A 25,508-nucleotide genomic window follows, 5' to 3' on the forward strand; every position below is an offset into this window, starting at 1 on the left:
GCGCGCCTCGCCTCGCGGCCCTCGGAGGGGTCGGTCAGGCCCAGCCGAGCTCGTGCAACCGCTCGTCGTCGATGCCGTAGAAGTGCGCGATCTCGTGCACCAGCGTCACGTGGATCTCGTCCCGCAGCTCGTCGAGGTCGGCGCACATACCCAACAGCGGCTCGCGGAACAGCACGATGCGGTCGGGCATCTCGCCGAAACCGTACTGCCCGCGTTCCGTCAGGGCGATGCCGTCGTAGAGGCCGAGCACGTCGAGGGATCCGTCTTCGGGGCGATCCTCGACGACGAAGGCGACGTTGTCGAGCCCGTCGATCATGTCGTCGGGGAGAAGATCGAGTTCTGCCACAACGAGCTCTTCGAAGGCGACGGCGTCGAGCTCGAGCATCCGGAACCTCCAGGCGAAAGTAAAACGAGCGACCCGACAGTGTCGGGCCGCTCGTTTCGGTGGGGTGAGTAACGGGGCTCGAACCCGCGGCCTCCTAGACCACAACCAGGCGCTCTGCCAACTGAGCTATACCCACCATGGCCCCGCCCGAGGGCGAAGCACTTTTTGGAACGAAACGAGTCTACAGCTTCGCGGCGAACTCGTTCACCACTTCTGCCGAGATGGCCTTCAGATCTGCCGACGGCGGCCCGGGGGGCGCCACGAAGATCGCCTTGCGGTAGTACTCGAGCTCGCGGATCGACTCGAGGATGTCGGCCAGAGCACGGTGCCCGCCGTCTTTCGCGGGTGCGTGGAAGTAGATCGGCGGGAACCATCGGCGCGCCAGCTCCTTGATCGAGGAGACATCGACGCTGCGGTAGTGCAGGTGGGCATCCACCCGCGGCATGTACTTCGCAAGGAACATGCGGTCAGTGCCGATGGTGTTTCCCGCAATCGGAGCCTTCAGCTCGTTGGGAACGAACTTCAGGATGTATTCGAGCACCTCGAATTCTGCCTCCGCAAGGCTCACGCCGTTCGGAATCAGCTTGTCGAGGCCCGACGTGGCGTGCATGTTGCGCACAAAGTCGCCCATGTGCTCGAGGGCGGAGTCGTCGGGCTTGATCACGATGGTGAAACCGGGGTCGAGGAGGTTCAGCTCGAAGTCGGTGATGACGACGGCCACCTCCACGAGTTCGTCGACGCTGAGGTCGAGGCCGGTCATTTCACAGTCGATCCAGACCAGTCGGTCTGATTGTGCACTCATGCTGCGAGTCTACCGTCGGCCCCCGACACCGGCCGGGCCGTTGCCCGCCTCGCACCGTGCGATATGGTTGAAGCTGCAACTGAAGTGGAGTGTCACCCGTGTCACCAGAACCTCTCGCCCAGACGCCCGCTCAGACGCCCGCTCCGACGCCCGGCCAGATCCTGCTCGTACGGCACGGCGAGACCGCGTGGAGCCTGACCGGCCAGCACACCGGTGTCACCGACATCCCGCTCACCGCCAACGGTGAAGAGCAGGCGCGCGCAGTGGGCCGGGCGCTTGCGGGTCGCCGGTTCAGCCAGGTGCTGACGAGCCCCCGCCTCCGCGCCCGCACGACCGCCGACCTGATCGGATTCGGCGACCAGGCCGTCGTCGAACCGCACCTCGCCGAGTGGGACTACGGAGCCTACGAGGGTCTCACGTCTCTGGAGATCAAGGCCGAACGCGGGCACTGGAACCTCTGGACCGATGGTGTGCCCGCGGGTGCGACGCCGGGGGAGAACAATGCCGAGGTGCAGTCTCGGGCCCTCCGGGTTCTCGGTCGGGTGCGGGCCGACGTGCTCGCCGGCAACGACGTGCTGCTGGTCGCGCACGGCCACATCCTGCGCGCACTCGCCGCAGCGTGGGTCGAGCTGCCGCCCACGGGTGGGCAGGTGTTCGCGCTCGGAACGTCGACCATGAGCGCCCTCGGCTACGAGCACGATGTGCCGGTCATCCTGCTGTGGAACGCCCCCGCGCCGCGCGCCGGCGTGTAGGTCTCGGCTGCCGAAGCCCGCGGTGGCGGTGCGGCTGCCGAAGCCCGCTCACGGTGTGAAGACGACCCGTCGCGGGTCTGCCGTGTCGAGCCACGCCGATTCGACGTCGCGGAGCGGGATGCTGCGGGTCTCGACCTCGAACGAGCCCTCGGAGATCGCGGCGACGAGCGCGGGGAGTTCGCCGAGGATGTTTTGCGGGCTCACGGAGCCCTGGCCGCTGCCCACGATGCTGAGCCGCGCCGAACGGAGTGCGGCAGACGGAATGGATGCCGTGGCCCCCGCAACCGAGCCGATCTCGATCCACGTCAGCGGTCTGCCCTCGTCGGCGCGGTGTGTGACGACAGCAGTCATCGCTCGCGCGGTGGGTTCGCCCCAGAGGTAGTCGAGCACCACGTCGACCTCGGCGGACGCCCTACCCAGGCGCTCGGCGACCTCCGCCTGGTCGCCGTCGAGCAGCACGGTCTGGATGCCGCCGCCGGCGCTCGCCTCGGCCAGCAGAGCGGGGTTCCGTGCCGCAGCCACGATGGATGCCGCACCGAACCGTTTCGCGATCTGCACCGCGAGGCGCCCGGCGTTCCCGGTGGCGCCGAGTACGAGCACGTTCATGCCGGGAGCGAAGTCGATGCGTCGGCGGAGGGCGATCCACGACGCCATCGCCGGGTTCATGATGGCCGCGATGGCGACCGGATCGGTGTCCCCCGGCAGCACGATGCTCCGACGCGTGTCGATCACCGTCTGCTCGGACATCGACCCCATCGTGGTGTCGGGCAGCACGAAATAGCGGAGCAGGCCATCCGCACCCCGGCCGACACCGTCGATACCGGGGACGAGGGGGAGTTCGCTTGTGCTGGTGTAATGCGACCCGTCGGCCTGCGAACGCACCCGGGGGTGCAGGCCCGCGGCGAGCACGTCGACGATGATTTCCGTCGGGGCGAGCGCCTCGGGCGCGGCGATCTCCTCGCAGCGGGGAGCTGAATCGAACGAGGTGACGACGGCTGCGAGCATGGGATCCTCCGTAAATCGGTTGGTATTACGAATTAAACTAGTTGGGATCACGAATCACGTCAAGTAGACTCCAGCCATGTCACAGCAGAGCCGGGACGACCAGGATGCTCTCATCGACGCCCTCGCGCAGACGGCTTTCGTCGTGACCGCCGTGCTCGGCCGGATCGGCCTGGAACACGACCTCTCGCTCACACAGCTCCGGATGCTCGGGGTGCTCCGCGACCGCCGCCTCCGCATGTCGGGGCTGGCGTCCTTTCTGGGGCTTGAGAAGTCCACGCTCTCCGGGTTGGTCGACCGCGCCTGCGCCCGCGGCCTCGTCGAGAGGTCTGCTGATCCGGATGACCGGCGAGCGGTCATCGTCGCGCTCTCCGCACGCGGGGCTGAGCTCGCAGCCGAGGTTTTCGCTGAGGTGTCAGAGCAGCTGCTCCCCCTGCTCGCCGCGCTCGGGCCGGCCGAGCAGAGTCGACTCCGTGCCCTCCTGGCCGGTCTGCTGGCCTCGCCCTGACAGGGCGCACCGGATACACTGTGGCGTGCGTGTGGCAGTGGTGCCACGTACCGGGCGCTCAGAATCGAAGGATCCACCTCCGTGGTGGGCCGTCGGATGGGAAGACTATGGACGCGTTCCTTTCACACACCGGTATTGCTGCACCGCTTCGACGAAGCAACGTCGACACCGACCAGATCCTGCCGGGCAAGTACCTGAAGCGAATCACCCGCACCGGCTTCGAAGACGCGCTCTTTGCCGAGTGGCGCGGCGACAGCGATTTCGTGCTGAATCTGCCGCCGTATCTCGGCGCCTCGATCCTGGTCGCCGGACCGGATTTCGGCACCGGTTCCTCCCGCGAGCACGCGGTGTGGGCGTTGCAGGACTTCGGCTTCCGCGTTGTCGTGTCCCCCCGCTTCGGCGACATCTTCTTGAGCAATGCGGGCAAGTCCGGACTTCTCGCGGCGCTGGTCACCGCGGAAGGCAGCGAGACGCTCTGGCGGGCTGTGGAGGCAGAGCCCGGCCTGGCCCTGACGGTCGATCTCGAAAAGCAGACCATCGACGCGCCCGGGGTCACGGTTCCTTTCACCATCGACAGCTACACCCGCTGGAGGATGATGAACGGCCTGGACGACATCGCGATCACGCTTCAGAGCAATGGGGAGATCGACGCCTTCGAGCGGCAGCGCCCGGCATACAAGCCGTCGCTGAGCTGAACCCTCCCGAAGGCTGAACGCTCAGGTCGAGTTCGCATCCGCCGATGGGGTAATCACTACGCCCCACCGGGAAACATGCCTGATCTCCCGAGCATCGCCTCAGGATGGATTCCGAGCGCGGACGTGACGAAGCGGGAAGCTGTGAGCAGGCCCGGGAACGACAGCCCGGTCGGGATACCACTTCGCTCGGCGAGATAGTAGAGGTCCTCGGTCGCGATGTTCCCGGTCGCCGCGGGGGCGAAGGGGCATCCACCGATACCGCCGCTCGAGGCATCGAGGCCCTCCACGCCCAGCTCCAGTGCTTCCGCGGCATTTGCATATCCGGTGTTCCGCGTGTTGTGCAGATGCAGGCGCAGGGGGAGGGTGGTCAGGAGCCGACTGGCCGTGACGAGGCGTCGCACGTCTGTCGGTACAGCGACGCCGATGGTGTCGGCGAGGGCGATCTCGTCGAGGTCGTGGTGACCGAGCTGTTCGACGATGCCGGTGACGCGGTCCGCGGGCACTTCGCCCTCGAACGGGCATCCGAAGGCAGCCCCGATCGTCACGCTCACGCGCAGTCCGGCGTTCTTCAGCAGGGGAACGATGTGGTCGAGCGCCCGGAGGGAGTCTGCGGTCGACATGCCCTGGTTCCGCAGGGAGAACGTATCGGTCGCCACGATCACGATGTTCGCCTCGTCCACGCCCGCATCCACCGCCCGGCGAGCACCGAAGTCGTTCAGAACGAGACCGATGTAGCTCGCGCCCCGGTCGCGGGGTACGGCCGACATCACCGCCTCGGCGTCTTTCATCTGCGGCACACGGTCGGCTTTGGCAAAACTCACCGCTTCGATGCGGCGAAGCCCCGCGTCGAGCAACGCGTGAATGTACTCGACCTTGATGGCGGTGGAAAGGATCTTGCTCTCGTTCTGCAGGCCGTCTCTGGGTCCGACCTCAATGATCTCCATGCTTATTCCTATCACGGAGCCGGAACTCGGGAAAGGCAAAAAGCATGCAACTGATCGTTAAGAGTATGCAATCTGTCCGAAACACTTGCCAACTAGACATGAACATGAACTAATTGGATGCAATTAGTTCATCGACGAACCGGAGAAAATGCAATGACGCAGTTTGATTCAGCCCTGAATCAGCTTCGAGAGCGCCTGCTCTCGGGTTTCTACTCGCCCGGGGTTGCTCTGACTGCTGCAGATCTCGCCGAAAGCCTCGGCATGAGCCGCACGCCCGTTCGGGAGGCGCTTCGAACGCTCGCCTCCGAAGGCCTCGTCGAGATGGAAATGAATCGCGGAGCGCGCGTCACCGTCTGGGACGACGAGAAACTCGCCGTGGTCTTCGACATCCGTTCGCTGCTGGAGGGGCTTGCCTGCCGCCGTGCTGCTGAGCGCGCCGAAGCTCACGACCTCGATGAACTCGATGCCCTCGCCCAGCGCATCCTGGCCAAAGGTGAGCCGGGCCCCGACCGCGACGAAGATGCCGTGCAGAGCCTGAACTCGGAATTCCACAACGGAATCCTGCGCATCGCCGACAGCCCCATGCTCGAAACGGCCATGCACGGAGTCGTGCATGCCGCAGTGCTGGCGAGAACGCGGGGGTCGTACACAGACGAGGAACAGCGCCGCTCCTCCCTGCATCACCTCGAGATCGTGGCGGCACTCCGAAGCGGTGATGCCAACTGGGCGGAGAGCGTCATGCACAGTCACCTCGCTCAGGGCCGTATTGCAGCGCTCCGAGCCCGCAACGAGAGTGAGGCCGCAGGATGACCGATGCAACCGATGGGCGGATGGCCCTGGATGATCTCCGGGTGATCGAATTGGGCCAATTGCTGGCAGGTCCTTTCTGTGGACAACTACTCGGTGACTTCGGCGCGGATGTCATCAAAGTCGAAGCGCCCGGCAAGGGCGATCCGATTCGGCAGTGGGGCCAGGCAAAGGCCGATGGCCACTCGCTGTGGTGGCCGGTGCTCGGGCGCAACAAGCGGACCATCACGCTCAACCTCCGTGAGAAGGACGGGCAGGACGTGCTTCGACTGCTCGTTGCGGAGGCCGACGTGCTGCTGGAGAACTTCAGGCCGGGAACTCTCGAGCGCTGGGGGCTGTCGCCCGATGAACTCTGGGAGATCAACCCCCGTCTGATCATCACGCGGGTGAGCGGGTACGGGCAGACGGGCCCCTACGCCGCCCGGGCGGGCTTCGGATCGGTGGGGGAGGCGATGGGCGGGATCCGTTACGTGACGGGATCCCCCGAGACCGCTCCATCGCGTGCGGGAATCTCCCTCGGCGATGAGCTCGCGGCGGTCTTCGCGTGCATCGGAACTCTGGCGGCGCTGCACGACAGGGGGCGCACCGGCCGCGGCCAGGTCGTGGACTCCGCGATCTACGAAGCGGTGTTCGCCATGATGGAATCGCTCATACCGGAGTGGCAGATTGCCGGCTACACGAGAGAGCGCACCGGAGCGACCCTTCCCGGTGTCGCCCCGAGCAACGTCTACCCGACGCGTCGAGGCGAGATGGTGCTGATCGCAGCGAACCAGGACTCGGTGTTCGGGCGGCTCTGCACGGCAATGGGCCGGCCTGAGCTGGCAACCGACGAACGTTTCGCGACGCACAACGCTCGGGGCGAGAACATGAAAGAGCTCGACGATCTCGTTGCCGGTTGGACAGCGACGCACGAGCTTGACGATGTGCTCACGAGGATGCACGAAGCGGGTATCCCTGCCGGGCTCATCTACACGGCGAAAGACATGCTGAGCGACCCGCACTTCGCCGCCCGCGATGCCATCGTCACCCTCGCCGACAAGCATTTCGGCGAGATCTCGATGCAGAGCACTTTTCCGCGCCTCTCGGCGAGCCCGGGGCGCGTACGCCACACGGGCCGGGAGATGGGCGAGGACAACGAAGACGTGTACGGCCACTTGCTGGGGCTGGGCACAGAAGCCATCGCGCGACTACGCGCCGACGGAATCATTTAGAGAGGAATCACCGTGGCCTATCGAGTCGGAGTGGACGTGGGTGGAACATTCACCGATGTGCTGCTGATCAATGAAGAATCGGGCAGGACCTGGCGATCGAAAGTTCCTTCCACTCCGGAGGACCAGTCGATCGGGGTGCTGTACGGCATCCAGAAGGCGTGCCGGGAGGCGGGCATCGACCAGGGCGAGGTCTCCCATGTTCTGCACGGCACGACGGTGGCCACCAACGCCGTACTCGAGGGAAAGGGCGCGCGTGTCGGGCTCATCACCACGCGCGGTTTCCGCCAGGTGCTCCAGATCGCTCGCTCCTACGTGCCCGGCGGCCTCGCCGGCTGGATCGTCTGGCCCAAACCGACTCCTCTTGCGAGTCTCGAGAACACGATCGAGGCCGAGGAGCGCACCTCGACGCGGGGCGAGATCATCGAACCGCTCGACGAAGACGATCTGCGCGCCAAGCTGCAGACCCTTCGAGCCAACGACGTGGCATCCGTCTGCATCAGTCTGATCAACTCGTTCGCCAATGCCGAGCACGAACTTCGTGTCGCGGCGATCGTCAAGGAGGAAATGCCGGGGATCCCGGTCTCCCTGTCGACGACGGTGCTCCCGGAAATGCGTGAGTACGAGCGCACCCTCACCACGGTCGCCAACGGTTACGTGCAGGTGCAGGTCGGCAACTACGTGCGCAATCTCGAGGAGAAGATCCGTGCAGGTGGACTCGATGCCGAGCTCGCTCTGCTCCGAAGCGATGGTGGTCTCACCAGCCCTGCTGCCTCGATCGAGCGACCCGTCTCGCTGCTCATGTCGGGACCTGCGGGTGGTGTCACCGGTGCGACCTGGGCGGCCAAGGCTTCACAGCAGGGCAACTTTCTCTCGTTCGACATGGGTGGAACATCCACCGATGTCGCCATGGTCATGGACTACAAACCCAAGATCGCCAAAGACACCCAGGTCGGTGACCTGAAGATTCGCGTCAGCTCCGTCGACGTACGCACTGTCGGCGCCGGAGGTGGCTCGATCGCCCACGTTCCCGAATTGACGCGTGCACTTCGGGTCGGGCCCCAGTCGGCAGGCGCGGTCCCCGGCCCGGCCTCCTACGGGAAGGGTGGAACGCTCCCCACGGTGACGGATGCCAACGTCGTGCTCGGTTACCTCCCGGAGGAACTCGCCGGTGGTGAGATCCGGATGGATGTGGCTGCCGCCCGCACTGCCGTCGCCAGCCTTGCGGAGGCGGCGGGCCTGCCCGACATCGAGACCGCAGCGGCCGGCGTCATCGCCGTCGTCAACGAGAACATCCTCGGTGCCATCCGTCTGGTCTCGGTGCAGCAGGGCTATGACCCGAGGGACTTCGCCCTCATCGCCTTCGGCGGGGCAGGGCCGCTGCATGGCAACGCGCTCGGCAAGCTGCTCGGCTCCTGGCCGGTGATCATTCCGCCGTCGCCCGGTGTGCTGAACGCCTACGGAGACGTCATGACGAGCTATCGGGAAGAGGCCGCGCGTACTCTCGTGCGTTCGCTCAGCAGCATGTCGGATACCGAACTCGGCTCACTGTTCGAGCAACTGCGGGTCACCGCGACGGACCGGCTCATTGTGCAGGGTGTGGCGGCAGACGAGTTGAGCTACGCCTACAAGGCCGATGTCCGCTATCACGGGCAGGGTTTCGAACTCACGATCGAACTGCCGACGGACGGTCTGGGGGAGGGCGTCACAGACACCCTCGCCTCGGGATTCGATGCGGAGCACCAGCGGCTCTTCTCCTTCCTGCTCGAGGCTGATCACGAGATCGTCTCGCTGACCGTCGTGGCGATCCACACGGCCACCGAGATCCCGAGCGTTCCCATCGAACAGGGCACCGGAGACATCTCGGCTGCTCTCATCCGCACGACCGAGATCTGGGTCGAGGGCAAGCGTCATGAGAGCGCCCTCTACGATCGTGGCCTGCTGAGGGCGGGAGACGTCGTCTCCGGCCCCGCCATCATCGTCGAGATGGACTCGACGGCACTCGTCCTCCCCGACCACGAAGCCACCGTCGATCCCAGCGGATGTCTTCTCATCAACCCGACAAGGAGCTGACTCATGGCACGGATCATCGAAACCAACACCGAACCGCTCGCGCCGGTGGATGTCGACGTCATCACGCTCGACCTCATTGAGAACAGTCTGCGGAACGCCCGCTACGAGATGGACGAGGTGCTCTTCCGCACGGCGCTGTCCCCGGGCATCCGCGAGCAGCACGACGAGTTCCCCCTGATCGCCGACGCGCAGGGTCGCATGGTGGTCGGCCAGTTCGGACTGTCGGTACCCGCACTGCTCGGCAGGTTCACCGACACGATCGAGGAGGGCGACGTTCTCCTCACCTCCGATCCCTACAGCTGTGACGGCGCGATCAGCCACGCCAACGACTGGCTCGTCGTCACCCCGATCTTCTTCGACGGCCGGCTGGTCGGCTGGGCCGCGATGTTCGGTCACATGACGGATGTCGGCGGCAAGACCCCCTCGAGCATGCCGACCGATGCGTTGACCATCTTCGAAGAAGGTGTCGTCATCCCGCCGTTCAAGCTCTACAAGGCGGGAACCCTCAACAAGGATCCGCTCGACATCATCCTGAACCAGGTGCGCCAGCCGCAGTGGAACCGGGCAGATCTGAACGGTCTCGTCGCAGCAACGCGCATTGCGGGAAAGCGCGTACAGGAGATGTGCGAGCGTTTCGGCGTCGACACCTACGCCTCCGGTCTCGACGCACTGCTCGAGCGCAACTACCGTGCCATGAAGATCCTGCTCTCGACCATCTTCGAAGACGGTGAGAGCATCTCGTTCACCGACTACATCGACGACGACGGAGTGGGCAATGGGCCGTTCCAGCTCACCCTGACGCTGACGAGGAACGGCGACACCGTCACCCTCGACTTCGCGGGAAGTTCCTCGCAGGCGCCGGGACCGATCAACTACTACCTCAACGAGTCCCTGGTGAAGATGTTCTTCGGCATCTACATCATCACCGTGGCCGACCCGCAGATCCTGTGGAACGACGGGTTCTATCCGCTGATCGACGTGAACATTCCGGAAGGCTCTTTCTGGAAGCCGAAGTACCCGGCAGCTCTGAACGCGCGCAACCACGGAATCGGTCGGCTGTTCGACCTGTTCGGGGGTCTGCTCGGACAGAAGACGCCGGATCTGTTGAACGCTGCCGGATTCTCCTCCTCGCCTCACTTCATGTACTCCGGGCACCACTCGGAGGGGGAGAAGAAGGGTGAGTGGTTCCAGCTCTACTCGATCGGTTTCGGTGGTATCCCCGGTCGACCCATCGGTGACGGCCCCGACGGTCACTCGCTCTGGCCGTCATTCATGAACATTCCGTGTGAGTACCTCGAGAGCTATTACCCAATGCGGATCGAGAAGTGGGAGACCATCGCCGATTCGGGCGGAGCGGGCCTTCACCGGGGCGGAAATGGCGTCGAGGTGGTCTACCACTTCCTCGAGAGCGGCACCATCACCATCCATGACGACCGGTGGCTCACCTACCCCTGGGGAGTGAACGGCGGCCACCCGGGCGAGCGGTCCCGCAAGTGGCTCGACCATCTCGACGGATCGGTGGAGGTCCTGCCGAGCAAGATCCACGACGTCCCCGTTCGCGCAGGGGAGTCGTTGCATTTCGGCACGTGGGGCGGCGGCGGATGGGGCGACCCGTTGCTCCGCGATCCCGAACTGGTGGCGACCGAGGTGCGGGAAGGCCTCGTCACCCAGGTGGGTGCCCGGGCGTATGGAGTCGTCGTGACGGATGCGGGTCGGGCCGATGCCGATGCCTCTGCAGCACTCCGAGCCGAGCTCCGTTCGACTCGAGGCGAACTCCCGCTCTTCGATCGTGGGCCGGAGCTCGAGATCATCCTTGCCAACGCTCTCGAGGAGACGGGACTGCCGGCGCCGAAGATGCCGGCCGCCTCATGACTGAGCCGTCGGTGACCGCGCGTCGGCGAGACCCCCGCGTGTTGGAGAGTGATGAGGCCGGATTCGAGAGGCGGCTGCCGCTCGGTGTCAAGCCGGCGATCGTGCTGGTGGACTTCGTGAGGGCCTATTTCGAACCCGGCGCCCAGCTGTACATGGGAATCGACGAGTGCCTCGGAGTTGCCGGGGAGGTTCTCTCAGCAGCACGCGAGGCAGGGATCCCGGTCATCCACACTCGGGTGTCCTTCACGGAGGGCGGCAGTGACGGTGGCTTCTTCTTCCAGAAGGTGGGCGCTCTGGCCCATTTCGTCGGCGACACGTCGCTCGGCGAGCTGGTGCCCGAGCTGGCGCCACGGCCCACCGAACCTGTGCTCGTGAAGCAGTACGCGAGTGCCTTCTTCGGAACCAGCCTCTCGTCGACTCTCACCAGCCAAGGCATCGACACCCTGATCATCATGGGTGTCTCGACCAGTGGCTGCATCCGTGCAACGGCGGTGGATGCCATCCAGCACGGCTTCCTTCCGGTGGTCGTTCGCGATGGGGTCGGCGATCGTGCCGACGGGCCGCACGAAGCGAGTCTCTACGACATTCAGGCCAAATACGGCGAGGTGCGTTCCTCGACCGAGGTTCTGGCCTACCTCCGCGGCGATGGGAAGAACAGATCATGACGAAGGTCGCAGAACCCTCCCCGCCAGCGACGGACCTTGAGCCCCGGGGATCCCGCGCGTCGAGATTCAGCCCGCTCGGGCTGCTCGAGAAGAACGGCGTGCTGATCGCCTGGCTCATCGTGATCGGAGTGTTCTCCCTCCTTCGCCCGAACACCTTCCCCACCTCGGGGACAGCTTCGGTCGTCTTCGGCACGCAGACCGTGATCCTGATCGTGACGATGGGCCTCCTGCTCGCGCTCGCGGTGGGCGAGATCGACCTGTCAGTCGGCAGTGTGGTCGGATTCGGGGCCGTCCTGCTGGTGGTCTTCAACGGCCAGCTCAAGCTGCCGATCGGTGTCGCCCTTGTGCTCACACTGGTCTGCTGCGCGCTGGTCGGCGTGGTCAATGCGCTGCTCGTGGTTGTGGTCGGGGTGCAGTCGATCATCGTCACACTGGGTATGGCGACGCTCCTGACCGGATTCACGCTCGCGGTCTCGGGCTCGAAGGTCGTGACCGGGCTGGATGTCTCTGTTGTGCAGTTCGTCGCTACCCGATGGCTGGGCATCCCGCTGCCCTTCTATCTCGGAGTCCTGCTGACCGTGGCGATCTGGTTCATCCTGCAGCACACACCGATCGGGCGCCGGATGGCGTTCGTCCTGGCGAGCCGGGAAGTGGCACGCCTTGCGGGGCTGCGAGTGAACCGCATCCGTTTCGGCGCGCTGGTCTCCACGTCGCTCATCGCCGGGCTGGCGGGTGTCGTGCTCGCCTCGCAGAACGGAGCCGCCAACCCCCAGGCCGGTGCCTACTACCTCCTGCCCGCCTTCGCAGGTGCCTTTCTCGGCTCCACCACCGTGCGACCGGGCCGGTTCAATGCGATCGGTACCTTCATCGCGGTCTACTTCCTGGTCACCGGCATCACGGGTCTTGTCTATCTGGGCTTCGCGGGCTGGCCTGAACAGGTCTTCTACGGAGCATCTCTCCTGGTCGCAGTCACGCTCAGCCACATCGCCGGCCGAAGAGCGCGCGGCGGCGGCTCCTGACCGCATCGCACGGAGGCTGAACCTCAGGTCGGCACCGCACAAGCCAGCACCTCGCACACCAGCACCACAGCACTACATCACTACATCACCTCCGCATTTCCTCAACCCACACCAATCACGGGAGTCACCATGCGCACCTTACGTAAACATTCCGCCGTCTTCGGCGTCGCCCTGGCCGCCACTGTCGCCCTGGCCGGGTGCTCCGGGGGTGGGACCGATACGAACGCGGCGCCCGCGGCCCAGGGCGACGCCGCCGGCATCGCGACGGCACAGTCCAACCTCGACGCGTACCTCAACCCGCCCACCTGGCAGGGTCCGACCGATCCGGTGAAGACGAGTGGGCTCAGCGGGAAGAGGGTCGTCTACATCAACGTGTCGAGCTCGATCCCTGTGCTGAAGTACTGGTCCGACACGTTGAAGGTCATTCTGAACGACACGGCTGGCGTGCAGCTCGAAGAGATCGACGCCAAGGGCTCGGTGGACGAGGCGAACAAGGGCTTCCAGCAGGCCATCGCCTCCAAAGCCGACGTCGTCGTTCTCGTCGCACTCTTCCCCGACCTCTTCACGCAGCAGATCGCTGCGGCTCACGCACAGGGCATGAAGGTGATCACCGCGCAGTCGGGAGTCCCCGGGGACATCTCGAAGGGCCAGGATGCTGAGGTCTCGTTCGACTACGTCAAGGTCGGCCAGCTCATCGCCGACTGGATGATCGTGGACTCCAAGGGCACCGGCAAAGCCACGATCTTCTCCTCCGACGACGTTCCGGCTTCGCAGCCTCAGGTCAATGGCACGAAGGACGAGGTCGCCAAGCTCTGCCCCGGCTGCGACGTGACCGTCAGCGATGTGCAGATCCCGCAGTGGGAGACCGGCATTCCGACGGCGTTCCAGTCAGCGCTGAACACCGACCCCGACCGTACCTACTTCCTCCCGCTGTACGACGGACAGGGTCTGACCGGACTCAGCGCCATCCGTTCCGCTGGTGCGGGCGAGAAGGCGAACGTCGGTACATTCAATGCGACCCCAGGGATCGTGGATGGCCTCAACGACCCGACGAGCGGGCTCAAGCTCGACATCGGCGGTCACAACGAGTGGTGGGCCTACGCCATGGCGGACCAGATCTTCCGTGAGCTCAGCGGGACCGCACCTGTCGAGAACTACAACATCGGGCTCCGTGTCTTCGACCAGTCGAACAAGGACCTCATCACGGGCACGGATGAGTTCTCGTGGTACGACTACGACGGATACAAGGCGGAGTTCGCGAAGCTGTGGACTAAATAGCACATGGCGACCAACCCCGACCGGAGCAGCGCGCTCGTTGTCGATCACGTGTCGAAGACGTTCGGTTCCATCACTGTGCTGAACGACGTGTCGTTCAGCATCGCCCGCGGCGAGACGGTGGGACTCATCGGTGAGAACGGTTCCGGCAAGTCGACCTTCATCAAAGTGCTCTCGGGCTTTCACGCTCCCGATCGGGGTGCCGTCGTGAGCATGGGGGAGCGCGACATCTCCGGGGTTCTCGCCGCGGGTCCGACACAGACCGGTCTCGGCTTCATCCATCAGGACCTCGCGCTCGTGGAGAACCTGACGATCGTCGAGAACCTCCGGATCTCCCAGTTCACGACAGGGCTGCTCGGTCGCATCCGGTGGAGGCAGGAAGAGCGAATCGTCGCCGGGATGATCGCCAAGGTCGGTCTCACCATGTCGCCGACAACGCTTGTCAGTGACCTCAGCGTGACCGATCGTGCGCTCGTGGCCATTGCCAGGGGGCTGGCCGAGATCGACTCTGCCGGAACCGACCGCCCCCGCCTGCTCGTGCTCGACGAGCCGACCGCCTACCTGCCGGCGGAAGGCGTCGCCCGGCTCTTCGCCGCCGTTCGACGACTCACCGAAGACGGCACCAGTATCCTCTTCGTCTCGCACCGGCTCGACGAGGTGATCGACCACTGTGAGCGTGTGATCGTCTTCCGCGGCGGAAATCTCGTGGCCGACGAGCTGACAGAGGGTCAGACCGAGAGAGATCTCGTGACGCTCATGCTCGGTCGGTCCCCCGAAGGGCTGTACCCCGACTACAACGAGCGTTCGGGTGAAACCGTTCTGACCGTCGAGAAGCTTTCGGGCGGAACAGTCGAAGAGGTCGGCTTCAGTGCTCGTGCGGGGGAGATCGTCGGTTTCATCGGACTGCCGGGCGGCGGCTACGAGCACATTCCGTATCTGCTGTCGGGTGCGTCACGACCCAGGTCCGGCTCGATCACCATCGACGGAGCGAGGGTCGACGCACGCGCGCAGACACCGCAATCCGCCATTGCGCGCGGTATTGCACTGCTGCCCGCCGACCGGAAGAACCGCAGTGGCGCTCAGACCCTGAGCCTCGCCGAGAACGTCACCATCGCCACTCTCTCGAAGTTCCGTGCACGAGGCGTCATGCTCGATGCTGCCCGTGAGCGCACCGTGGTTCGCGAGCAGATCGACAACTATTCCATTCAGGCCCCGCACCCGGATGCTGCGCTGTCGAGCCTCAGCGGTGGTAACCAGCAGAAGGCGCTTCTCGCCAAATGGGTGATTGCCGAGCCGCGGGTCTATGCACTGCACGAACCGACGCAGGGGGTCGATGTCGGTGCCAAACGCGACGTCTTCCGCCAGATGGCCGGCCTCGCCGCCGAGGGCACGGTGCTGGTGATCGCCAGCGTCGAATACGAAGATCTCGCCAGACTGTGCACTCGTGTGCACGTGGTGAAAGCAGGGAGGATCACGTTGACCATTGAGAGAGACGACTTGAGCGCCCACGCGCTCGCCGTTGCGGTGCACGAACGATGACCGGCACGACCCTGGTCGAGAAGATCTGGCAGAAACAGGCCATCCCCCGCGAGGGCGACCGTCCCGATCTGCTCTTCATCGATCTGCACTTCCTGCACGAGGTCTCGAGCCCCCAGGCGTTCGACGGGCTGCGGTTGTCAGGCCGGACAGTGCGGCGTCCCGAACTCACTCTCGCCGTCGAGGACCACAACGTCCCCACGGACACATTCGAGTTGCGTGAGCCGCTCGGTCGCATCCAGGTCGAGGCCCTCCGAAAGAATTGCGCGGAGTTCGGCATCCGATTGCGGAGCCTCGGGGCTACCGGCCAGGGGATCGTGCACATCATCGGTCCGGAGACGGGGCTCACCCAGCCCGGGATGACGATCGTCTGTGGCGACAGTCACACCTCCACCCACGGTGCTCTCGGGGCACTCGCCTTCGGCATCGGCACGAGCGAGGTCGAGCATGTGCTCGCCACACAGACGCTGCCCCAGGCGCGCCCTCTGACGATGGCTGTCAACGTTGTCGGCTCTCTGTCCAACGGTGCCACGGCGAAGGATCTCGCTCTCGCGCTCATCGCCCAGGTCGGAACAGGAGCGGGAGCGGGTCACATCGTCGAATATCGCGGTCCGGCTATCCGTGCGCTCTCGATCGAGGCGCGGATGACTCTCTGCAACCTCAGCATCGAGTGGGGTGCTCGAGCGGGTCTCGTCGCGCCCGACGAGACCACCTTCGCCTATGTGCACGGGCGGGAGCACGCTCCCACCGGAGCCGCGTGGGATGAGGCGGTCGCCGGGTGGTCGCAGTTGTTCAGCGATGAAGACGCCGTGTTCGACACCGAAGTCACGATCGATGCCGACCTCGTGCAGCCGTTCGTCACCTGGGGAACGAACCCCGGGCAGGGCGTGCCGCTGGACGGCACCGTGCCCGATCCGGGGATCCTGGTCGATGACGCCCTGCGCGCTGCAGGCGAGCGGGCCCTGGAGTACATGGGGCTGGTGCCGGGCACCCGCATGCGCGACATCCCGGTCGACACGGTCTTCATCGGCTCGTGCACCAACAGCCGCATCGAAGACCTCCGGCTCGCCGCCGGAGTGCTCAAGGGCAGGAGCGTCGCCGACGGTGTCCGGATGCTGGTCGTTCCCGGGTCGCTCGATGTGAAGAAGCATGCGGAGGAGGAGGGGCTCGACCAGATCTTCCTCGCCGCCGGCGCCGAGTGGCGCTCAGCCGGATGTTCGATGTGCCTCGGCCTGAACGAAGACCGCGGGAAGCCCCAGGAGCGAATCGCTTCGACCTCCAACCGGAACTTCGAGGGCCGCCAGGGCCCCGGTGCCCGCACTCACCTGGTGTCGCCCGGCGTCGCAGCGGCGACGGCAGTGCGCGGAACGCTCTCGAGCCCCGCCGACCTCTCCAACGGACGGGACGACCGATGATCGACGAAGATGCAACGTCCCGGCGAGGCACCGTGCGTGGCGCTGTGCTCAGCCGCATCGGATCGAAGCGACCCTACTCAGTCAGCCGGCCACTCGAGATTCGCAGGGTGCAGCTGGATGCGCCCGGAGCGACCGAGATCGAGGTGCGCATCGAGGTCGCCAGCCTCTGTCACTCCGATCTCTCGGTCGTGTCGGGAGTGCGCCCGCGGCCCGTACCCATGCTGCTCGGTCACGAGGCCGCCGGAATCGTGGAAGTGGTGGGCTCTGAAGTCGTCGGTGTGAGCATCGGTGACCGGGTGGTCATGACCTTCTTGCCGCGGTGTGAGGAATGCGCCGCCTGCGCGAGTGGTGGCGCGAGCCCCTGCGAGCGGGGGAGCGCCTCCAACGGCGAGGGGACACTGCTCTCCGGTGGCATCCGGATCCACGACGACGAGGGTGCGATCTTCCACCATCTCGGGGTTTCGGGCTTCGCCGAACGTTCCGTGGTCGACTACCGTTCGGTTGTCGTCGTCGATCAGGATGTCCCGCCTGACGTCGCGGCTCTGATGGGCTGCGCTGTTCTCACCGGGGGCGGTGCCGTTCTCAACACCGGCCAGCTCGTCAGCGGTGAACGACTCGCCGTGATGGGTCTCGGCGGAGTGGGAATGGCCGCCCTCCTCGTCGGTCTGGCGCACGACGGGGTGACGGTGATCGGCATCGATGTGCACGCCGACAAGCTCGAGACCGCACGCGGGCTCGGGGCGCACGAGGTGTACACACCCACGGAAGCGGCGGAACTCGGCATCACCGCCGATCTCGTCGTCGAAGCCGTCGGCCGGGCTGTGGCGTTCGAGGCCGCCGTCGCCATGACGGCGATCGGCGGCAGAACCGTCACTGCGGGTCTCCCGGCCCCGGACGATCTCGCCAGCATCTCGCCTCTTGCGCTCGTGGCCGGCGCGCGCCGGATCCTCGGCAGCTACCTCGGTGGCTCGGTTCCGAAGCGTGACATTCCCCGGTTCGTCGACCTCTGGCGGGCCGGTCGGCTTCCGGTCGAGAGCCTGGTCTCGTCGGAGGTGAGCCTCGAGAACATCAACGGCTCCATGGATGCTCTGGCCGATGGCCATGTGCTCCGCCAGATCATCCGATTCGACCAGGCGCCGACGCAGGCACCCCCAGACTCCATTCTCACCACCGAAGCACCGAACCAAGAGAGTATCCAGATATGAACGCCAGCGAGAGATTCCGTCATCGGCTTGCCTCCATCGAGACCGATCCGCTTCTCATCCCGGGTGGAGGAACACCGCTCGAGGCCCGGGTGGCCGAGCAGTCGGGGTTCGACGCGTTCTACCTGAGCGGTTACGCCGTTGCCGCTTGGCGGCACGGTCTGCCCGACATCGGTCTGTTGGGTGCGCGAGAGACTCTGGATGCCCTGGCTGCTGTGCGGCGGGTCACCGAGTTGCCCCTCATCTGCGATGCCGACACCGGGTACGGAGATGTGATCGCGGTGACAGAGAATCTTCGCGCCATGGAAGCAGCCGGTGCCTCGGCGATCCAGATCGAAGACCAGGTGTGGCCCAAGAAGTGCGGTCACATGAGCGGCAAGGAGGTCATTGCGTTCGACGAGGCTGTGCGCAAGGTGGCGGCCGCGGTGCAGGCCCGCCGCAATCCCGACACCGTCGTCATCGCTCGAACCGATTCGCTCGCACCGCGAGGCTTGGATGAGGCAATCCGGAGAGGAGAGGCTTTCGCTGACGCGGGCGCAGACATCGTCTTCATCGATGCTCCCGAAGCGGTGGAACAGCTCGCCACCATCGGGTCGGCGTTCGGCCCGATGACCATGGCGAACATGAGCGAGGGTGGACGCACGCCCGCGCTGAGCCTTGCCGAGCTTCACCAGAAGGGATTCGGGGTCGTCATCTACCCCACGACGACGCTCCGCATCGCCGCGCGCGAGTTCGGGGACTTCTACAAAGATCTTGCTGCTGACGGGTCCTCCGCCTCGTGGATGGACCGAATGCACGGCCTCGACGGTCTCAATGCCATCGTCGACCTGGACCGCTACCTGGCGATCGACGCCCGCTTCCAAGGACAGAACGCGACCACGTAGTCGACCCCCCCCAGGCAGGTGGGTGGGTTCGGTGGCGTCCGGTCGCTGCGGAACCCACCCACCGATTCTCTGCACGCCACACCGGTCTGCTGCCGACGGGATGGCATACGATCAGGCCCGAGGCAAGGAGACCTGAGATGAATCCGACCGAGGAGATCGACAGCCTGATCGAGAAGCACCCGGACTGGCGCGGCGCGAAGCTTGCTCAGATGCGCGCCATCATCCGCGGCGTCGATCCGGCCATCGTCGAGGAATGGAAGTGGATGGGAGCCCCCGTCTGGGAACTCGACGGCATCCTCGTGGTGGGCAACATCTTCAAGACCAAAGTGAAGCTCGGGTTCATGTACGGCGCGTTGATCGACGACCCCGACGGCCTGTTCAACGGCGAGCTGGGCGGCAATCAGCGACGTTCCGTGGAATTCGCCGAGGGCGACGAGGTCGACGAAGAGGCCTTCGCGACGTTGGTTCGGGCGGCAATCGCCTACAACCGGTCGAAACCGCGAAAGACCCCGGCGCGAAAGACTCCGGCTCGACAGACTCCGGCGAAGCAATAGGCCGTCTGCCGGATGCTCGGAGCAGCCGGAGCCGCTACGGCATAATGGATGCTGGAGTCCTCCCCCCGTAGCTCAGCGGAAGAGCAAATGGTTTCTACCCATCAGGCCGGGGGTTCGAATCCCTCCGGGGGGACTCCGCGGCGGATGCCCGTTCTGCGGGGTGCTCGCCGAGGTGCTCGCCGAGGGTGGGCTGTCAGCGCGGGGCCGGGGTGTCGATCTGGCGCTGCACCGCGTCGACGTCGTTCAGCACGCGTGCGGTGTCGAGTGTTCCCGTCGTTGCGCGGGGGGCCTCTGTCGACTGCGCCGGGTACGTGGGGGCCTGGTATGCGGATGCCTGGTACGCAGGAGCTGCGGGCGCAGCTTCGCGCCCCGTGGATGTCGCAGCCTGCGTCGGTGCCGCGGCGGTCGTGGCACTCTGCTGCTGCGCTCCGGGAGCCCCGTGCTGCTCGTGATGCTGCTGGGCCACCCAGGCCTCCTGCTGCTCCTTGAGGGTGCGCTCGCTGTCTGAGCCCTGTGTCGACCAACGGTCGAGGTCGCTCTGGAACGAGCGCCGCGTGCGGCCGGGACGGTTCTGCCATTCGACGAGCTGGTCGCGGAACACGATGACGGCGGGTTCGACCTGGTAGCCGAAGGTCGCAGAACTCCGCTTCATCTCGGCGAGCGAGTGCGCTGCCCAGTTCGCGGCGACAGCGGCGCCCTTGATCGGCAGCAGGCGAACCTGGATGTCGGCCTGCCCTGTGGCGCGGTCGGAGAGCACCTGTTCCTGCGGGGTGAGGGAATTCCAGACGGACGCCTGCTCCGCGGCATCCACCAGCGCGCCGATCGCTGCGACTTTGAGGTCGCGGTCACGGCTGGCCAGCAGCCGTTTGATCGACCCGCTCGCGATCCACGCCGCGAGCAGCCCGGCGACGATGATCGAGACCGCGGGCACCGCGATGCTCGTGATCACGTAGGCGCCCCCGTCGGTGTCGGCCCAGGTCAGAAAATCACTCCACCATTCCATGGGGGAAGACTACCTCTGGCCTGTTCTCTGGCCCCGGATGACGGGGGCGTGTGTTGCGATGGTCGGAACGGCCATCAGCGGAAGCAGGAGAGTGCATCGTCGATCGAGGCGAAGTCACCGACGCCCACCACCTGGCGCGTGGAGGCGATCATCCGGCGGGCCTCGAACCGTTCGGTCGCCTGCTCGATGTAGCCGGCCATGCTGCCGTCGGAACGGAGCACCCGCCAGAGAGTGGGGCGCACCTGGCGGAGGGTCGGGGGCGACGAGGGGAATCGGCTGGCTCTGAGGGTGTTCATGTCGTACCTCCTGTGATCGCGCCGGCCCGGCTGATGGTGTGACTGCAGGCTATGCGCGACCACCGACATCGGTGGAGGGCGGACGTGGGGCTCTCCTCTCGCCCACAACGCCGGCCTTGCAGGATCTCTCCACAGATGGTTGCTGAGCCCCCCACCAGCGCAGGGTCACGGGACCAGAATCGTCGCAGCGGCCGAACCACAGCCCTTCGCATCCCGCGTCGGACGTCGGCCCGATCACCCCGAGGAGCACACCATGCCCGACACCATTTGCCTGACAGGGGTCGTCGCGACGACACCGCGGCACATCACCACCACAGAGGGGCTCGACATCACGAGTTTCCGGCTGGCCTCCAGCCAGCGCCGATTCGACCGGCACCAGAACAGCTGGGTCGACGTGGGCACGAACTGGTACACCCTCACGGCGTTCCGCCAACTCGCGTCGAACCTGGCGACGTCGGTTTCCAAGGGCGACAGGGTGGTGGCCGCGGGCCGGCTCCGCATCCGTGAGTGGGAGAACGCCGAGAAGAGCGGAATGACGGTGGAGATCGAAGTCGAGTCTGTGGGGCACGACCTCGGCTGGGGCACGACCCAGTTCAGCCGCACAGTGCAGCCGGAGGCGCAGGCCGGGGTGTCTTCCGCTCCGCCCGGTGCCGGTCCGGGCGGAGGGCACGGTATGCCGCCCGGACCGGGCGACCTGGGGCCAGGGTCGGGCGACGTCACCGCACCGGCTGTCACCGGATCGGGTGGCTGGGCGATACCCGGGGCACGGTCCGAACCTGCCGCCGGGCTCGGATCCGACGGCTTCACTCCGGCGTCCACGGCCGATTCGGAGCATGGCGCGCTCACTCCTCACCTAGACTCGACCCGTCTGTAGGGGATCCCGCCACAACAAATGGAGTTTTCATGCCAGCGCGCTCGTCTCGCGTCGTGCTCACTGCGGTTCTGACGGCAGCCACCGCGCTCGCCCTCGCCGCCTGCACGGCGACGGCTACCCCGGATCCGGCCCCGACAGAGTCCTCCTCGGTGCAGTCAGGTGCCCCGACCGCACCGCCCACGGCGGCACCGAAGCTGGTTCCCGGCGGATCGGCGACCGACAACCTGCCGTTCTTCGACTCGGTCAACAACGGGGTGATCGCCGCTGCGACGGCGGCGAACTCGACGGCCGACGGAAAGGGATTCGTCTCGGCGCTCCGCGACGGGGGTTTCACCGTCGCCGACATGCAGGTCACCCCCGACATCACCACGGTGGGGGTGAAGGCCGATTCGATCCAGTTCTCAGTGGCGCTCGGTGGCCAGTGCCTCATCGGCCAATACAGTTTCGGCGAGTACCACAGCCTCGTGGCCCCGCTGCTCGGCACCGGCAAGTGCCTGATCGGGGAGACCCGCACCATAGACTTCTAATCATGGCCGAATACATTTACTCCATGGTGCGCGCCCGCAAGGCCGTGGGCGAGAAACTGATCCTCGACGACGTCACGATGTCGTTCCTACCGGGGGCGAAGATCGGTGTGGTGGGTCCGAACGGCGCCGGAAAGTCGACCATCCTGAAGATCATGGCGGGCCTCGACACCCCGAGCAACGGCGACGCGACTCTCTCCCCGGGCTACACCGTGGGAATCCTGATGCAGGAGCCCGAGCTCGACGAGTCGAAGACAGTGCTCGAGAACGTGCAGGAGGGCGTGGGCGAGATCAAGGGCCAGATCGATCGCTTCAACGAGATCTCTGCGGCGCTGGCCGACCCCGATGCCGACTTCGACACCCTGCTCGAAGAGATGGGCACGCTGCAGGAGAAGATCGACGCCGCCGACGCCTGGGATCTCGACTCCCAGCTCGAACAGGCGATGGATGCCCTCCGCACCCCGCCCGGAGATGCCAGTGTCTCGAACCTCTCCGGTGGAGAGAAGCGCCGGGTGGCGCTGACCAAGCTCCTGCTGCAGAAGCCCGACCTGCTGCTGCTCGACGAACCGACGAACCACCTCGACGCCGAGAGCGTGCTGTGGCTCGAGCAGCACCTCGCGAAGTACCCGGGCGCTGTGCTCGCCGTCACACACGACAGGTACTTCCTCGACCACGTCGCCGAATGGATCGCCGAAGTCGACCGCGGCAAGCTCTACCCCTACGAGGGCAACTACTCGACCTACCTCGAGAAGAAGCAGGAGCGCCTGCAGGTGCAGGGCAAGAAGGACGCCAAGCTCTCGAAGCGCCTCGCTGAAGAGCTCGAATGGGTCAGGTCGAATGCGAAGGGTCGCCAGGCCAAGTCCAAAGCGCGCCTGGCGCGCTACGAGGAGATGGCGAGCGAGGCAGAGCGCACCAGGAAGCTCGACTTCGAGGAGATCGTGATCCCCGTGGGCCCACGTCTCGGCTCGCAGGTCATCGACGCGAAGAAGCTGAGCAAGGGATTCGGTGAGCGCGTGCTCATCAACGACCTCTCGTTCACTCTTCCCCGGAACGGTATCGTCGGCGTGATCGGCCCGAACGGTGTCGGCAAGTCGACACTGTTCAAGACCATCGTCGGCTTCGAGCCGCTCGACTCGGGCGAGCTGACGATCGGCAACACGGTCGACATCTCCTACGTCGACCAGGACCGCGGCGGCATCGACCCGAAGAAGACGCTCTGGGAGGTCGTGTCCGACGGCCAGGACTACATCCAGGTCGGCAAGACCGAGATCCCGTCACGCGCCTACGTCTCCACGTTCGGCTTCAAGGGCCCCGACCAGCAGAAAGCCGCGGGTGTGCTCTCCGGTGGTGAACGCAACCGGTTGAACCTCGCACTCACGCTCAAACAGGGTGGAAACCTGCTGCTGCTCGACGAACCGACGAACGACCTCGACGTCGAGACCCTGGGCAGCCTCGAGAACGCCCTGCTCGAGTTCCCCGGCTGCGCTGTGGTGATCACACACGACCGGTGGTTCCTCGATCGCATCGCGACGCACATCCTCTCCTACGAGGGCACAGAGGACGACCCGGCGAACTGGTACTGGTTCGAGGGCAACTTCGAGGCCTACGAGCAGAACAAGATCGAGCGTCTCGGCCCGGATGCGGCGAAGCCCCACCGCTCCGCGTACCGCAAGCTGACCCGCGACTGACGCGCCGCCGCCGAGAGACAGCCGTGACCCTGCACCACCTGGGCCGCTGAGATGCGACTGAACGTTCCGACCAGACTGCGCTGGTCCGACCTCGATGCCTACGGGCACGTGAACAATGTCTCGATGCTGCGCCTCCTCGAAGAGGCGCGCATCGAGGCGTTCTGGTCGACCGAGTCCACCACACGTCAGACTGCAGATGGCGAGGTGACCGAGTTCACCGGGAACACCGCCATGGCGGTGCTCGACGGCCGCGCCGACGCGCGCACGCTCTCCCTGATCGCCCGCCAGGAGATCGAGTACCTCGCGCAGATACCGTATCTGCGGGAGCCCCTCGACCTCCAGCTCTGGATCGGGCGTCTCGCGGGGGCGAGCCTCGACGTCTGCTACGAGGTCTGGAACCCCGTGGCATCCGAGACACGTGTGCTCTTCACCCGGGCAGCCACCACCCTCGTGCTGTTCGACGCAGAACTTCAGCGGCCCCGTCGCATCTCCGCCACGGAACGCGCCGCGTGGGAGCCGTTCGTCGAGGCACCGCTCGAGTTCACGCACCGTCGCTGACGCTGGCAGGAGCCAGAGGGATCGGGGTGGAACCTAGACGCCCGGAACGCGGATCGTCCCCTCCTGGGCGATGCTCGCGAGAAGGGTTCCGTCCCGGGAGAACATCCGCCCGAGCGCCAGTCCGCGCCCGCCGGTCGCGGAAGGGGATTCCTGCGTGTAGAGCACCCACTCGTCGGCGCGGCCGGGGCGGTGCCACCACATCGCGTGGTCGAGGCTCGCGACCTTCATTCCCGGTGTCATCCAGGTGAGGCCGTGCCGACGGAAGACCGCCTCCAGGATGGAATAGTCGCTGGCGTAGGCCAGTGCCGCCCGGTGCAGCACCGGGTCATCGGGGAGCCGCGAGACAGCGCGCACCCAGACCGCCTGGTGCGCAGCACGACTCTCATCCGCCTGGAGATAGACCGGCTGCGAGATGTGGCGCACGTCGAAGGGGCGTTCGTGGGCCCAGCTCCGAGCCACCGGGTGATCCAGCGACCCGATGACATCTGCGGTGGTCGGCAGCGATTCGGGATCGGGTAGTCCCTCGGGCATTCCGATCTGGTGGTCGAGACCGGGGTCATCGGTCTGGAACGAGGCGATCATCGACAGGATCGGCACCCCGTTCTGGTAGGCCTGCGTGCGCCTGGTCGAGAAGGAGCGCCCATCGTGGATGCGGTCGACCGAGAAGGTGATGGGCTGGTTCGCATCTCCGGGCCGGAGGAAGTAGCCGTGCATCGAATGTGCAGGGCGATCGCCCTCGATGGTGCGACTCGCGGCGACCAGCGACTGCGCCAGGACCTGCCCGCCGAAGACCCGGCCGAGCGGCGTCCAGATCGACGGGGCGACGAAGATGTCCTCGGTCGTTCTCACCGAACTCTCGGTGATGTCGAGCGCTTCCAGAAGGCTGTTGAAGGCGTCGGTCATGTTCTCTCCGTCTCGATCCGGCCACGGCTGCCCGATGGTCATGCGGGGCGTCCTCGCCTTCTGT

The 25,508-nt window shown here is 65.8% G+C and carries 26 protein-coding genes and 2 tRNA genes; 20 read left to right on the top strand and 8 right to left on the bottom strand.

Features of this window, described 5'->3' with window-relative positions; translation table 11 throughout:
- Positions 1-34: 34 nt before the first annotated feature.
- The 3 genes from B7R21_RS05985 to orn all read right to left on the bottom strand — a co-directional run bounded on the left by B7R21_RS05985 (position 35) and on the right by orn (position 1,187).
- Positions 35-385 carry a metallopeptidase family protein gene (locus B7R21_RS05985; RefSeq protein ID WP_116282349.1) on the bottom strand — a complete coding sequence of 117 codons (351 nt, stop codon included), beginning with the start codon at positions 383-385 and terminating at the stop codon, positions 35-37.
- Between the two features lie 60 nt (positions 386-445).
- Positions 446-521 (bottom strand) — tRNA-His (locus tag B7R21_RS05990).
- 45 nt (positions 522-566) lie between these two features.
- Positions 567-1,187: an oligoribonuclease gene (orn, locus tag B7R21_RS05995; protein WP_116282350.1), complete on the bottom strand. Its 621-nt coding sequence runs from the start codon at positions 1,185-1,187 to the stop codon at positions 567-569.
- A gap of 98 nt (positions 1,188-1,285) precedes the next feature.
- Between orn and B7R21_RS06000 the strand changes: the two genes are divergently transcribed.
- The gene (locus B7R21_RS06000) at positions 1,286-1,939 is read left to right on the top strand and encodes a histidine phosphatase family protein (RefSeq protein ID WP_116282351.1); all 654 of its coding nucleotides are present in this window, start codon (positions 1,286-1,288) and stop codon (positions 1,937-1,939) included.
- Positions 1,940-1,987: 48 nt separating this feature from the next.
- Here B7R21_RS06000 and B7R21_RS06005 read toward each other — a convergent pair whose 3' ends face one another.
- Positions 1,988-2,944: a quinone oxidoreductase family protein gene (locus B7R21_RS06005; protein WP_116282352.1), complete on the bottom strand. Its 957-nt coding sequence runs from the start codon at positions 2,942-2,944 to the stop codon at positions 1,988-1,990.
- Positions 2,945-3,020: 76 nt separating this feature from the next.
- Here B7R21_RS06005 and B7R21_RS06010 point away from each other — a divergent pair, with 76 nt between their 5' ends.
- Together B7R21_RS06010 and leuD are read left to right on the top strand one after the other, a co-directional pair.
- Positions 3,021-3,449 (top strand): MarR family winged helix-turn-helix transcriptional regulator, encoded by a 429-nt coding sequence (locus B7R21_RS06010; protein WP_116282353.1) that lies wholly within the window; start codon positions 3,021-3,023, stop codon positions 3,447-3,449.
- Positions 3,450-3,556: 107 nt separating this feature from the next.
- Complete coding sequence (gene leuD, locus B7R21_RS06015; RefSeq protein ID WP_116282354.1) at positions 3,557-4,144, top strand: 3-isopropylmalate dehydratase small subunit; 588 nt, start codon at positions 3,557-3,559, stop codon at positions 4,142-4,144.
- A 56-nt stretch (positions 4,145-4,200) separates the two neighbouring features.
- Here leuD and B7R21_RS06020 read toward each other — a convergent pair whose 3' ends face one another.
- A complete protein-coding gene (locus B7R21_RS06020) occupies positions 4,201-5,088 on the bottom strand; it encodes a hydroxymethylglutaryl-CoA lyase (protein WP_216364134.1) in 888 nt (295 codons plus the stop codon).
- A gap of 153 nt (positions 5,089-5,241) precedes the next feature.
- Between B7R21_RS06020 and B7R21_RS06025 the strand changes: the two genes are divergently transcribed.
- The 13 genes from B7R21_RS06025 (at position 5,242) to B7R21_RS06085 (ending at position 19,731) form a co-directional block, all read left to right on the top strand.
- Complete coding sequence (locus B7R21_RS06025) at positions 5,242-5,898, top strand: GntR family transcriptional regulator (protein ID WP_172592072.1); 657 nt, start codon at positions 5,242-5,244, stop codon at positions 5,896-5,898.
- Positions 5,895-7,106, top strand: a complete 1,212-nt coding sequence (locus B7R21_RS06030; RefSeq protein WP_116282356.1) for a CaiB/BaiF CoA transferase family protein — start codon at positions 5,895-5,897, stop codon at positions 7,104-7,106. The genes B7R21_RS06025 and B7R21_RS06030 overlap by 4 nt, the downstream gene beginning before the upstream one ends.
- 12 nt (positions 7,107-7,118) lie before the next feature.
- Complete coding sequence (locus B7R21_RS06035; protein WP_116282357.1) at positions 7,119-9,176, top strand: hydantoinase/oxoprolinase family protein; 2,058 nt, start codon at positions 7,119-7,121, stop codon at positions 9,174-9,176.
- Positions 9,177-9,179: 3 nt separating this feature from the next.
- A complete protein-coding gene (locus tag B7R21_RS06040) occupies positions 9,180-11,048 on the top strand; it encodes a hydantoinase B/oxoprolinase family protein (RefSeq protein ID WP_116282358.1) in 1,869 nt (622 codons plus the stop codon).
- Complete coding sequence (locus tag B7R21_RS06045) at positions 11,045-11,713, top strand: isochorismatase family protein (protein ID WP_116282359.1); 669 nt, start codon at positions 11,045-11,047, stop codon at positions 11,711-11,713. The genes B7R21_RS06040 and B7R21_RS06045 overlap by 4 nt, the downstream gene beginning before the upstream one ends.
- Complete coding sequence (locus B7R21_RS06050; protein WP_116282360.1) at positions 11,710-12,732, top strand: ABC transporter permease; 1,023 nt, start codon at positions 11,710-11,712, stop codon at positions 12,730-12,732. Before B7R21_RS06045 ends, B7R21_RS06050 begins: the two co-directional genes overlap by 4 nt.
- 129 nt (positions 12,733-12,861) lie before the next feature.
- Entirely contained in the window at positions 12,862-14,010 is a 1,149-nt protein-coding gene (locus B7R21_RS06055; protein ID WP_116282361.1) for a sugar ABC transporter substrate-binding protein, read from the top strand.
- A gap of 3 nt (positions 14,011-14,013) precedes the next feature.
- Complete coding sequence (locus B7R21_RS06060; RefSeq protein WP_116282362.1) at positions 14,014-15,546, top strand: sugar ABC transporter ATP-binding protein; 1,533 nt, start codon at positions 14,014-14,016, stop codon at positions 15,544-15,546.
- Positions 15,543-16,958: a 3-isopropylmalate dehydratase large subunit gene (leuC, locus tag B7R21_RS06065; RefSeq protein WP_116282363.1), complete on the top strand. Its 1,416-nt coding sequence runs from the start codon at positions 15,543-15,545 to the stop codon at positions 16,956-16,958. The genes B7R21_RS06060 and leuC overlap by 4 nt, the downstream gene beginning before the upstream one ends.
- The gene (locus tag B7R21_RS06070; protein WP_116282364.1) at positions 16,955-18,163 is read left to right on the top strand and encodes an alcohol dehydrogenase catalytic domain-containing protein; all 1,209 of its coding nucleotides are present in this window, start codon (positions 16,955-16,957) and stop codon (positions 18,161-18,163) included. Before leuC ends, B7R21_RS06070 begins: the two co-directional genes overlap by 4 nt.
- The gene (locus tag B7R21_RS06075) at positions 18,160-19,044 is read left to right on the top strand and encodes an isocitrate lyase/PEP mutase family protein (protein ID WP_116282365.1); all 885 of its coding nucleotides are present in this window, start codon (positions 18,160-18,162) and stop codon (positions 19,042-19,044) included. Before B7R21_RS06070 ends, B7R21_RS06075 begins: the two co-directional genes overlap by 4 nt.
- 137 nt (positions 19,045-19,181) lie before the next feature.
- A complete protein-coding gene (locus tag B7R21_RS06080) occupies positions 19,182-19,598 on the top strand; it encodes a DUF1801 domain-containing protein (RefSeq protein WP_116282366.1) in 417 nt (138 codons plus the stop codon).
- Between the two features lie 61 nt (positions 19,599-19,659).
- Positions 19,660-19,731: transfer RNA gene (locus B7R21_RS06085), tRNA-Arg, on the top strand.
- Positions 19,732-19,791: 60 nt separating this feature from the next.
- Here B7R21_RS06085 and B7R21_RS06090 read toward each other — a convergent pair.
- Both B7R21_RS06090 and B7R21_RS06095 read right to left on the bottom strand, forming a co-directional pair.
- Positions 19,792-20,601 (bottom strand): hypothetical protein, encoded by an 810-nt coding sequence (locus tag B7R21_RS06090; protein ID WP_216364136.1) that lies wholly within the window; start codon positions 20,599-20,601, stop codon positions 19,792-19,794.
- Between the two features lie 74 nt (positions 20,602-20,675).
- Positions 20,676-20,897: a hypothetical protein gene (locus B7R21_RS06095; protein WP_116282367.1), complete on the bottom strand. Its 222-nt coding sequence runs from the start codon at positions 20,895-20,897 to the stop codon at positions 20,676-20,678.
- A 253-nt stretch (positions 20,898-21,150) separates the two neighbouring features.
- On the opposite strand from B7R21_RS06095, the gene B7R21_RS20390 reads away from it, so the two are divergent.
- From B7R21_RS20390 to B7R21_RS06115, 4 genes are read left to right on the top strand one after another with little or no spacing between them, the layout of a single operon-like run.
- The gene (locus B7R21_RS20390) at positions 21,151-21,771 is read left to right on the top strand and encodes a single-stranded DNA-binding protein (protein ID WP_216364138.1); all 621 of its coding nucleotides are present in this window, start codon (positions 21,151-21,153) and stop codon (positions 21,769-21,771) included.
- Positions 21,772-21,800: 29 nt separating this feature from the next.
- Entirely contained in the window at positions 21,801-22,298 is a 498-nt protein-coding gene (locus tag B7R21_RS06105; RefSeq protein WP_116282368.1) for a DUF6993 domain-containing protein, read from the top strand.
- Between the two features lie 2 nt (positions 22,299-22,300).
- The gene (gene ettA / locus B7R21_RS06110) at positions 22,301-23,983 is read left to right on the top strand and encodes an energy-dependent translational throttle protein EttA (RefSeq protein ID WP_116282369.1); all 1,683 of its coding nucleotides are present in this window, start codon (positions 22,301-22,303) and stop codon (positions 23,981-23,983) included.
- 51 nt (positions 23,984-24,034) lie between these two features.
- Positions 24,035-24,541: an acyl-CoA thioesterase gene (locus tag B7R21_RS06115; RefSeq protein ID WP_116282370.1), complete on the top strand. Its 507-nt coding sequence runs from the start codon at positions 24,035-24,037 to the stop codon at positions 24,539-24,541.
- Between the two features lie 33 nt (positions 24,542-24,574).
- Here B7R21_RS06115 and B7R21_RS06120 read toward each other — a convergent pair whose 3' ends face one another.
- Positions 24,575-25,444: an acyl-CoA thioesterase gene (locus B7R21_RS06120; RefSeq protein ID WP_116282388.1), complete on the bottom strand. Its 870-nt coding sequence runs from the start codon at positions 25,442-25,444 to the stop codon at positions 24,575-24,577.
- Positions 25,445-25,508: the final 64 nt, after the last annotated feature.

Origin of the sequence: Subtercola boreus, assembly GCF_003399625.1 — a bacterium.
GTDB lineage: Bacteria > Actinomycetota > Actinomycetes > Actinomycetales > Microbacteriaceae > Subtercola > Subtercola boreus_C.

Excerpts from the sequence above, each read along its gene's own strand:
- B7R21_RS05985 (WP_116282349.1), bottom strand. The coding sequence starts at position 385 with ATGCTCGAGCTCGACGCCGTCGCCTTCGAAGAGCTCGTTGTGGCAGAA.
- orn (WP_116282350.1), bottom strand. The coding sequence starts at position 1,187 with ATGAGTGCACAATCAGACCGACTGGTCTGGATCGACTGTGAAATGACC.
- B7R21_RS06005 (WP_116282352.1), bottom strand. The coding sequence starts at position 2,944 with ATGCTCGCAGCCGTCGTCACCTCGTTCGATTCAGCTCCCCGCTGCGAG.
- B7R21_RS06010 (WP_116282353.1), top strand. The coding sequence starts at position 3,021 with ATGTCACAGCAGAGCCGGGACGACCAGGATGCTCTCATCGACGCCCTC.
- leuD (WP_116282354.1), top strand. The coding sequence starts at position 3,557 with ATGGACGCGTTCCTTTCACACACCGGTATTGCTGCACCGCTTCGACGA.
- B7R21_RS06020 (WP_216364134.1), bottom strand. The coding sequence starts at position 5,088 with ATGGAGATCATTGAGGTCGGACCCAGAGACGGCCTGCAGAACGAGAGC.
- B7R21_RS06025 (WP_172592072.1), top strand. The coding sequence starts at position 5,242 with ATGACGCAGTTTGATTCAGCCCTGAATCAGCTTCGAGAGCGCCTGCTC.
- B7R21_RS06030 (WP_116282356.1), top strand. The coding sequence starts at position 5,895 with ATGACCGATGCAACCGATGGGCGGATGGCCCTGGATGATCTCCGGGTG.
- B7R21_RS06040 (WP_116282358.1), top strand. The coding sequence starts at position 9,180 with ATGGCACGGATCATCGAAACCAACACCGAACCGCTCGCGCCGGTGGAT.
- B7R21_RS06045 (WP_116282359.1), top strand. The coding sequence starts at position 11,045 with ATGACTGAGCCGTCGGTGACCGCGCGTCGGCGAGACCCCCGCGTGTTG.
- B7R21_RS06050 (WP_116282360.1), top strand. The coding sequence starts at position 11,710 with ATGACGAAGGTCGCAGAACCCTCCCCGCCAGCGACGGACCTTGAGCCC.
- B7R21_RS06055 (WP_116282361.1), top strand. The coding sequence starts at position 12,862 with ATGCGCACCTTACGTAAACATTCCGCCGTCTTCGGCGTCGCCCTGGCC.
- B7R21_RS06060 (WP_116282362.1), top strand. The coding sequence starts at position 14,014 with ATGGCGACCAACCCCGACCGGAGCAGCGCGCTCGTTGTCGATCACGTG.
- leuC (WP_116282363.1), top strand. The coding sequence starts at position 15,543 with ATGACCGGCACGACCCTGGTCGAGAAGATCTGGCAGAAACAGGCCATC.
- B7R21_RS06070 (WP_116282364.1), top strand. The coding sequence starts at position 16,955 with ATGATCGACGAAGATGCAACGTCCCGGCGAGGCACCGTGCGTGGCGCT.
- B7R21_RS06075 (WP_116282365.1), top strand. The coding sequence starts at position 18,160 with ATGAACGCCAGCGAGAGATTCCGTCATCGGCTTGCCTCCATCGAGACC.
- B7R21_RS06080 (WP_116282366.1), top strand. The coding sequence starts at position 19,182 with ATGAATCCGACCGAGGAGATCGACAGCCTGATCGAGAAGCACCCGGAC.
- B7R21_RS06090 (WP_216364136.1), bottom strand. The coding sequence starts at position 20,601 with ATGGAATGGTGGAGTGATTTTCTGACCTGGGCCGACACCGACGGGGGC.
- B7R21_RS06095 (WP_116282367.1), bottom strand. The coding sequence starts at position 20,897 with ATGAACACCCTCAGAGCCAGCCGATTCCCCTCGTCGCCCCCGACCCTC.
- B7R21_RS20390 (WP_216364138.1), top strand. The coding sequence starts at position 21,151 with ATGCCCGACACCATTTGCCTGACAGGGGTCGTCGCGACGACACCGCGG.
- B7R21_RS06105 (WP_116282368.1), top strand. The coding sequence starts at position 21,801 with ATGCCAGCGCGCTCGTCTCGCGTCGTGCTCACTGCGGTTCTGACGGCA.
- ettA (WP_116282369.1), top strand. The coding sequence starts at position 22,301 with ATGGCCGAATACATTTACTCCATGGTGCGCGCCCGCAAGGCCGTGGGC.
- B7R21_RS06115 (WP_116282370.1), top strand. The coding sequence starts at position 24,035 with ATGCGACTGAACGTTCCGACCAGACTGCGCTGGTCCGACCTCGATGCC.
- B7R21_RS06120 (WP_116282388.1), bottom strand. The coding sequence starts at position 25,444 with ATGACCGACGCCTTCAACAGCCTTCTGGAAGCGCTCGACATCACCGAG.